Genomic DNA, 8,218 nt, shown 5'->3' with positions numbered 1-8,218 from the left:
CTTTAGTCGGGCTTTTTATTTGTTTAATAAATAAGTACATTAGATTGGTACATCACCATTTAAAGAGCGAATACAATGAGTGTAGAACAACAAGAAATAGCCCAATACGTTTGTTTGCAAGCGCCTTTTACTATGCTTGATAGCAGCGCATGCGAATATTTTGTAAATCATCTTGATATTATTTACCTCACCCGCGAAAACCAAACTCAGTGGTTACAAAGTGAAAACCCTAAACTGTTTTTAATTCGCTCTGGTTTGTATGACCTAGTTGATGGTAAGGGTGATGTTGTTACACGCTTAGCGCAAGGTGACTATTTTGGTTTTCCGTCGCTGTTAACCGGTGAGGCAATTCAAAATAGGTTGGAAGTACAAAAAGAGGGCATAGTGTATATGCTCTCTCAAACGCACTTTGATTTTTTACGCAGAGAATATAAATCGTTTGAGCAATACTTTGTACGCGCTCATGCTAACCGGTTGCTGTCATCGCATTATAAAAGTAAAAACGATAGTTGGTCTGAACGTAAAATATCAGAGCTGATGACCCGCACCGCCATTACGCTTTCGCCCGATGCAAGTATTAGGCAAAGCGCTAAAAAAATGAAAGAGCATGGCGTATCGTCAATAATGATAACGCAGCACGCGCACTTAGTCGGGGTGGTAACCGACCGCGATTTACGAAACCGAGTACTTGCCGACGAGGTAGATCCACAAGACGCAGTAAGCAGTATTATGACCGCCAAACCTAAGTTTATATTTGAAAATAACAGGGTGTTTTCGGCGCTGCACTTAATGCTTAAATACAATATTCATCATTTACCCGTGCTTGACGAAAATCATAACCCAATAGGGATGATAACCAGCACCGATTTACTACGCCAACAAAAAAGCGACCCCGTACAGCTTATTGGGCGCATATATAAAGCGCATACTGTTACTGATTTAAAACGCTACGCAAAAGAAATCCCCGAACTTTTGCGTGGTTTTTCGTACAACATTGACGACATATCGCTAATTGGTAAATTACTCAGTGGTTTAACCGATGCGCTTACATCGCGCCTTATTCACTTATTTCAAGAAGAGCATGGCGCAGCGCCAACCAGCTTTAGTTTTATTTGCTTTGGCTCGCAAGCACGCGAAGAACAAACCCTGCATTCAGATCAAGACAACGGCTTATTACTCCCTAACGACTTAACCACCGAGCAACACGCTTACTTTAAAAGCATGGGAGAGTTTGTATGTGAAAACTTAGTTGAGTGCGGCATTAGGCGTTGCCCAGGTAATATTATGGCAAGCAGCGATGAGTGCCGTATGAGCGTAAACGACTGGAGCGAGCGCTTTTTTAAATGGATAAAAAGCCCCACACCCAATGCAATGCTTAACTGTAAGATATTTTTTGACCTGCGATTTATTGAAGGTTCAAACGCTTTATACACGGCTTTTTGCGAGCAACTAATTCGTATATCGCGTAACGACTTATTCTATGCCGCAATGGCAACCGACATAAGCAGCAACAGCGTGCCAATTGGTTTATTTAATAAATTTAAAACCGAAAAAACAGATCAAAATAATAAATACATAGATTTAAAAAAACGCGGCGTCGTAATTATAAATGACATAGTGCGGTTATACGCTTTAAAAGCTGGTATTAGGCGCGCCAACACGCAAGAGCGGTTGGACGCACTACTAAAACATAAACTGATCAGCAAAGAAGATATATACAACCTAAAAGACTGCTGGCGGTTCTTAACGCAGCTTCGCTTGAGTACACAAATAAACGAAGAGGGCTTACCGAGTAATTGTATTAATCCTAATAAATTAAACTCACTAGAGCGCCATCAACTAAAAGAAGCGTTTTACCTTGTTAAACAAGCGCAGCAAGCCGCCGCGTTTAAGTTTGCTCGCGGCAGTTTATAACGATGGATTACTAACATGGTAAAAAAGCTGCTCACTCGGTATTTAAAGCGCCGTAAATTACTAGGTAAAAATGCCTTACAACAACGTTATTTGGTGATTGATTTAGAGCTCACTGGCCTTGATGCAAAACAGCACGAAATTGTATCGGTAGCGTGGGTGATAATAGATAACCAATGTATAAAAATGAGCGAGTCGCAGCACCTTATAAATAAGGACGTAAAAAGCCTTGAGCAAAGTCCTGTTTTTCATGGAATTAGCGATGATGCTATAACAAAAGGACAGAGCTTGTGCAGTATATTAACGCAATTGAGCTGCCATTTTAGCGACTGTATTTTAGTGTTTCATAATGCCATGCTCGATTGGGGGTTTTTAAAAATAGCGCTTAAAAATGCCAATATAACAATACGGCCTAAACTGATACTCGACACACTGCATATTGAGCAAAAGCGCTTACTCCATCATTCAACTGAAATAAAACAAGATGATTTAACCCTTAATGCATGCCGCACACGTTATGAGTTACCAAGCTATCATTGCCATCATGCACTGACTGATGCACAAGCAACCGCTGAGTTACTGCTAGCCCAGTGTCATCAAATAAGCTGTGGCAAAGAGCTAAAAGTAGCTGAGTTGACGTAGGTTAGCTGTAGGCGGGGCTTTATGCCGGGCGAGATAAACTCCCGCCTACAATAAAGAGCAGTTTACTTTTATTGTTATCCGTATGACTATAGGTACAGTTACGTAGTCATTATTTAGCTAATTACTCCAAGGAACGAATATGAAACTCATTACTGCCATTTTCTTAACCTTATTCCCACTCATCACTTTTGCTAATTCAAGCTTACCTGCTAATCGCCATATTGCAGTGCAGGGTACTGCTGAGGTATTAGCAAAGCCCGATATGGCTAAGATTTCTTTTGAAGTAATAAGCTTTAAAGACAAATCACTTGATGCAAAACGTGATGTTGATGACCGAGTAAATTTGTTACTTAAAGGATTAAGCAAGTACGGTGTTAAGGAGACGGATGTTTCTGCTACAAGCCTGTTAACTTACAATGATGACGACAAGTTTAATGTCGAGAGCGGTACAGCAATTAATGCAGGATATGTAGCAACAAGAACACTTAAAGTAACATTAAGAAATATTGAAAAGTTGAATGATTTTATCGATTTTGCATTAAGTGTAAAAATTAATGAACTGACGAATATTGAGCTTATGTCTTCAAAAGCCGCGCAGTTAGAAGCTGAAGCAACACAAGGCGCAATAGATAACGCTATAGTTAAAGGGGGTAAGCTTGCTAAAGCATTTGGCGCAGAGCTTGGAAAAATTTACAGCATTAATTCAAATTCTAACCGTTCAAGTTATGGTTATGGCGCAGATAATTTTGAGAGAATAGTTGTAACCGGTTCTAAAGTTACTAGAAATCCATTTGAGCAAGGTAGATACCTGCAAGAAACTATTACATTTAAATCATCAATAAACGTGGTGTTTGATTTAGAAGTAAATGAATAAGTTAAAATTTTCATTTCAAATACATTTTCATAATGTAAGCTGGCTTTAAGTTTTTGATTAATTTGAAGGTAGCCATATTATGAGCGATGAAAATAACACGTTAAAAGCACAAACTGAGGCAAAAATAGCCGCAGGGCGTAAAGGTAATCCTGATTTTATGAAAGGTGTTGATGAAACGATTGCACAAGCAAAAGCGTTTCAGCAAGGTGCTAATGCACTTGATTTAAACCAAAGCGCACCAAGTTTTGAGTTACCAAATCAACATGGTCAATCGGTGCAGTTAACCGAGTTACTTGCACAAGGCCCTGTGGTTATTACTTTTTATCGTGGTAATTGGTGTCCGTACTGTAATTTACAACTGAAAGCACTGCAGTCACGTTTACCTGAAATTCATGCTTTAGGTGCGCAGCTGGTGGCTATTAGCCCGCAAGTACCCGATGGCTCAATGAGCGAAAACGAAATAAGTAAAATGGATTTTGTAGTACTGTCGGATCAAAATGCGGATGTAGCAGCAAGCTACGGCGTAGCATGGCAAGTACCTACATTTTTACTAGAGCATATGCGAGTAGACCGAGGCCTAGATTTAGAGTCGCTGAATAACGGAAATGGCAGTATTTTACCTATTCCTGCCACCTTTGTTTTAGATAAACAAGGTAAAGTGACTTGGCGCTATGTTGATGTTGATTACCGTACTCGCTCTGAGCCAGAAGATATAATTAATGCATTAAAAAAACTAGTTTAAAAAGCTTAATTTACAAGGCTTAATCTAAAAGCCCAGAGCCATTAAAGAGCTTGCAACGCGTAAGCTCTTTACTCTTAATTTAAAGTTTCTAATGCTACCCTCTTATAATCATACTCAAGGTCGATTACAATACAGCCATCTAAAAGGCGTATTGCCTTTATCTGCACGCTAAAAGAGTGGATTTTATATTTCATGGCAATCAAACTTGCAATTAATGGTTTTGGTCGTATTGGTCGAAATATTGTCCGCGCGTTATACGAGTCTGGTTTGAGCGACGATATAAAAATTGTTGCGATTAACGAACTTGCTGATCCTGAAGCTATTGCTCATTTATTAAAATACGACACATCCCATGGTCGTTTTTCTTTTCCTGTAAAACTTGGTGAAGACACCATTAGTGTTGCAGGCGATACCATTGCACTTTTTTGTGAAGAAAACCCAATTGAATTACCTTGGCAAACGCTCGATGTAGACGTTGTACTTGAATGTACGGGTGTTTATCACTCGCGTGAACATGCGCAGTTACATATTACCGCAGGCGCTAAAAAGGTGTTGTTTTCGCATCCGGCCGATAACGATGTTGATGCTACGATTGTGTATGGCATTAACGACGATGAGCTTAAAAACGAACACACAATTGTGTCTAACGGCTCGTGTACAACTAACTGTGTTGTGCCGGTTATTAAAGTATTAGATGATGCATTTGGTATTGAGTCGGGCGCTATTACAACTATTCATGCGTCGATGAACGATCAACAAGTGATTGATGGTTATCATCATGATTTACGCCGTACTCGCGCTGCAAGCCAATCAATTATTCCAGTTGATACAAAGCTCGCCCGTGGTATAGACCGTATTTTACCTAAATTTAAAGGCCGTTTTGAAGCCATCGCCGTACGTGTACCGACTATAAATGTCACGGCAATGGATTTAAGTGTAACGGTTAATACCGATGTAGATTTAAACGCAGTAAATAACGCACTTAAAGCACAAGCAAAAGACCGCTTAGAAGGTATTTTAAGTTATACCGAAGAGCCGCTTGTGTCGGTTGATTTTAATCACGACCCACATTCTTGTATTATTGATGGCACACAAACACGTGTTAGTCACAAACGACTGATAAAGTTATTAGTATGGTGTGATAACGAATGGGGTTTTGCTAATCGTATGCTCGACACAGCGCGTGCTATGATGGCAGTGAATAAGTAATTTATTAATATAATAATTTTAAACGTATTTTTCAGGTTCAGTATCGTTAACTAAGGAGATGTTCATGTCGGTCATAAAAATGGCAGATTTAGATTTAAACGGCAAACGCGTATTAATTCGTGAAGATTTAAATGTACCAGTTAAAGCAGGTAAAGTGACGTCAGATGCGCGTATTCGTGCAGCACTACCTACTATTAAATTAGCGCTTGAGATGGGTGCTAAAGTAATGGTTATGTCACACATTGGCCGTCCTACGGAAGGGGAATATGATGAAGCGTTTTCGCTAGCACCTGTCGCTGATTACTTAAACGATGCCCTTGAGCAAACTGTACGTTTAGAAAAAGATTATCTAAACGGTGTTGATATTGCTGATAACGAAGTGGTTGTTTTTGAAAATGTGCGCTTTAACAAAGGCGAGAAGAAAAACGACGAAGCGTTATCTAAGCAACTTGCAGCACTGTGTGATGTATATGTAATGGATGCATTTGGTACGGCTCACCGTGCGCAAGCATCTACGCATGGCGTTGGCTTATTTGCTGATGTGGCATGTGCAGGTCCATTGTTATCAGCTGAACTAGAAGCGTTAGGCAAAGCACTTGATAACCCAGCTCGTCCATTAGTGGCGATTGTTGGTGGTTCTAAAGTTTCAACTAAGCTAACCGTTTTAGATTCACTTTCTAAAATTGTTGACCAATTAGTTACCGGTGGCGGTATTGCAAATACCTTTATTGCTGCATCAGGTAGCCCAGTTGGTAAATCGCTTTACGAACCAGATTTAATGGATGAAGCTAACCGCTTATGTGCAGCAGCGATTGCTAATAATGGTGAAATTCCGGTACCGACTGACGTAGTTGTTGGTAATGAGTTTTCTGAATCTGCTGTAGCTACGCTTAAAGATGTAAGCGAAGTAACAAGCGACGATATGATTTTTGATATTGGTCCTGATACAGCGAGCAAGCTTGCAAAAATTATTGCAAATGCGGGCACTGTTGTATGGAATGGCCCTGTTGGCGTGTTCGAGTTTGACCAATTTGGTAATGGCACACGTGCTATTGCACAAGCAATTGCTAACTCAAATGCGTTTTCAATTGCTGGTGGTGGTGATACCTTAGCCGCAATTGATAAATACGGCATTGCCGATAAAGTTTCTTATATTTCTACTGGTGGTGGTGCGTTCTTAGAGTTTTTAGAAGGCAAAAAACTTCCAGCAGTTGAAATGCTAGAGTCGCGCGCTAAGTAATTTTAGTAGCGTAAGGTGAGGGGGTAATAGCCCTTACCGACAATTAATTATTAAATACCTCTCACCCTAATTTAATAGTTAATTTAGACGGAATATTACTGCAAAGCAGTGGTTTTTCGTGGCGTTGTTATAACGCCAAACTAACACATCCGTTCAAACTAGATGGTAGGGAACTACTGTCGATAAATTGGAGAATACCCAATGGCTTTAATCAGTATGCGACAACTTTTAGATCATGCAGCAGAGCATGGTTACGGCGTACCTGCTTTTAACGTTAACAATCAAGAGCAAATGCGCGCAATAATGGAAGCGGCTGACAAAACAAACAGCCCAGTAATCGTTCAGGGATCAGCTGGCGCACGTGCTTATGCTGGTGCTCCATTTATTCGTCATATGATTTTAGCAGCCGTTGAAGAATGGCCACATATTCCCGTTGTTATGCACCAAGATCACGGCACATCGCCAGGTGTATGTCAGCGTTCAATTCAGCTTGGTTTTTCATCAGTAATGATGGATGGCTCGTTAATGAGCGACGGCAAAACTCCTTCAAGCTACGAATACAATGTAGAAGTAACGCGCGAAACTGTTGCTATGGCGCATGCTTGTGGCGTATCGGTTGAAGGCGAGTTAGGTGTACTTGGTTCACTTGAAACAGGTGAAGCTGGCGAAGAAGATGGTGTTGGCGCAGAAGGTATACTAACCACTGAGCAAATGCTAACAGACCCTGAAGAAGCGGCTGACTTTGTAAATAAAACACATGTTGATGCACTTGCAATTGCATGTGGTACTTCGCATGGAGCTTATAAATTTACTCGCCCACCAACAGATGACATTTTAGCGATTGACCGCATTAAAGCGATTCATGCACGTATTCCTAACACGCATTTAGTGATGCATGGTTCATCTTCAGTTCCTCAAGAGTGGTTAGAAATTATTAATCAGTACGGTGGCGAAATTCCAGAAACTTATGGTGTGCCAGTTGAACAGATTGTTGAAGGCATTAAGTTTGGTGTTCGTAAGGTAAATATTGATACCGATTTACGTTTAGCATCTACCGGTGCTATTCGCCGTCATATGGCGCTTAACCCATCTAACTTCGATCCACGTAAATACCTAGCTGAAGCTACAAAAGCAATGACAGAGATTTGTGTTGCGCGCTATAACTCGTTTGGTACTTCTGGTCAGGCTAGTAAAATTAAGCCAATTTCACTTGATGAAATGCACCTTAAATACTTAAGCGGCGAACTAGACCCTAAAATTAGATAATAGATCAATTTATAATTGATCATTTAAGCCAGTAACTTTGTTGCTGGCTTTTTTAATGTCAGCCCTTTTTATATTGCAGGTTACGGCTTCTATTGATCAGATCGCTGTACTATCAACGCCGTACTTTGGGATCACGCATTTACTAACACAGCCTTTTCGGATCATTACTTTACTAAGCCAAATACACTTTTTCGCTATTTTAGGCTCTGAGATAATTTGATCGTTATTTATTTGTATAAACAATCAACAACTTATGGCTTTGACTAGGTACAACTCTGATCTGAGAGTGGATCGGCTTGGTAAAAATCTGATCCTTTATTTTGGGCTTAGTAAA

General features: G+C 40.2%; 7 protein-coding genes. All 7 read left to right on the top strand.

Translation table 11 applies throughout. The features are described 5' to 3' along the window. Positions 1–75 precede the first annotated feature (75 nt). On the top strand, positions 76–1,914 hold the full coding sequence (locus GQR46_RS12645; RefSeq protein WP_165727299.1) for a DUF294 nucleotidyltransferase-like domain-containing protein: 1,839 nt from the start codon (positions 76–78) through the stop codon (positions 1,912–1,914). Between the two features lie 15 nt (positions 1,915–1,929). After that, the gene (locus GQR46_RS12640) at positions 1,930–2,553 is read left to right on the top strand and encodes a 3'-5' exonuclease (protein ID WP_165741136.1); all 624 of its coding nucleotides are present in this window, start codon (positions 1,930–1,932) and stop codon (positions 2,551–2,553) included. 139 nt (positions 2,554–2,692) lie between these two features. After that, positions 2,693–3,427 (top strand): SIMPL domain-containing protein, encoded by a 735-nt coding sequence (locus GQR46_RS12635; protein ID WP_165741135.1) that lies wholly within the window; start codon positions 2,693–2,695, stop codon positions 3,425–3,427. Between the two features lie 79 nt (positions 3,428–3,506). After that, positions 3,507–4,169, top strand: coding sequence for a peroxiredoxin-like family protein (locus tag GQR46_RS12630; protein WP_165741134.1), 663 nt, complete (start codon positions 3,507–3,509; stop codon positions 4,167–4,169). Positions 4,170–4,361: 192 nt separating this feature from the next. Next, positions 4,362–5,378 carry an erythrose-4-phosphate dehydrogenase gene (gene epd / locus GQR46_RS12625; RefSeq protein WP_007587176.1) on the top strand — a complete coding sequence of 339 codons (1,017 nt, stop codon included), beginning with the start codon at positions 4,362–4,364 and terminating at the stop codon, positions 5,376–5,378. A gap of 64 nt (positions 5,379–5,442) precedes the next feature. Beyond that, positions 5,443–6,618: a phosphoglycerate kinase gene (locus tag GQR46_RS12620; protein WP_165727303.1), complete on the top strand. Its 1,176-nt coding sequence runs from the start codon at positions 5,443–5,445 to the stop codon at positions 6,616–6,618. A gap of 201 nt (positions 6,619–6,819) precedes the next feature. Continuing rightward, positions 6,820–7,884 carry a class II fructose-bisphosphate aldolase gene (gene fba / locus GQR46_RS12615; RefSeq protein ID WP_007377491.1) on the top strand — a complete coding sequence of 355 codons (1,065 nt, stop codon included), beginning with the start codon at positions 6,820–6,822 and terminating at the stop codon, positions 7,882–7,884. The last annotated feature ends 334 nt before the right edge of the window (positions 7,885–8,218 follow it).

This window comes from Pseudoalteromonas sp. Z1A6 (genome assembly GCF_011378745.1).
Taxonomy (GTDB): Bacteria; Pseudomonadota; Gammaproteobacteria; order Enterobacterales; family Alteromonadaceae; genus Pseudoalteromonas; species Pseudoalteromonas arctica.
This window is presented reverse-complemented; position numbering and strand designations above follow the sequence as displayed.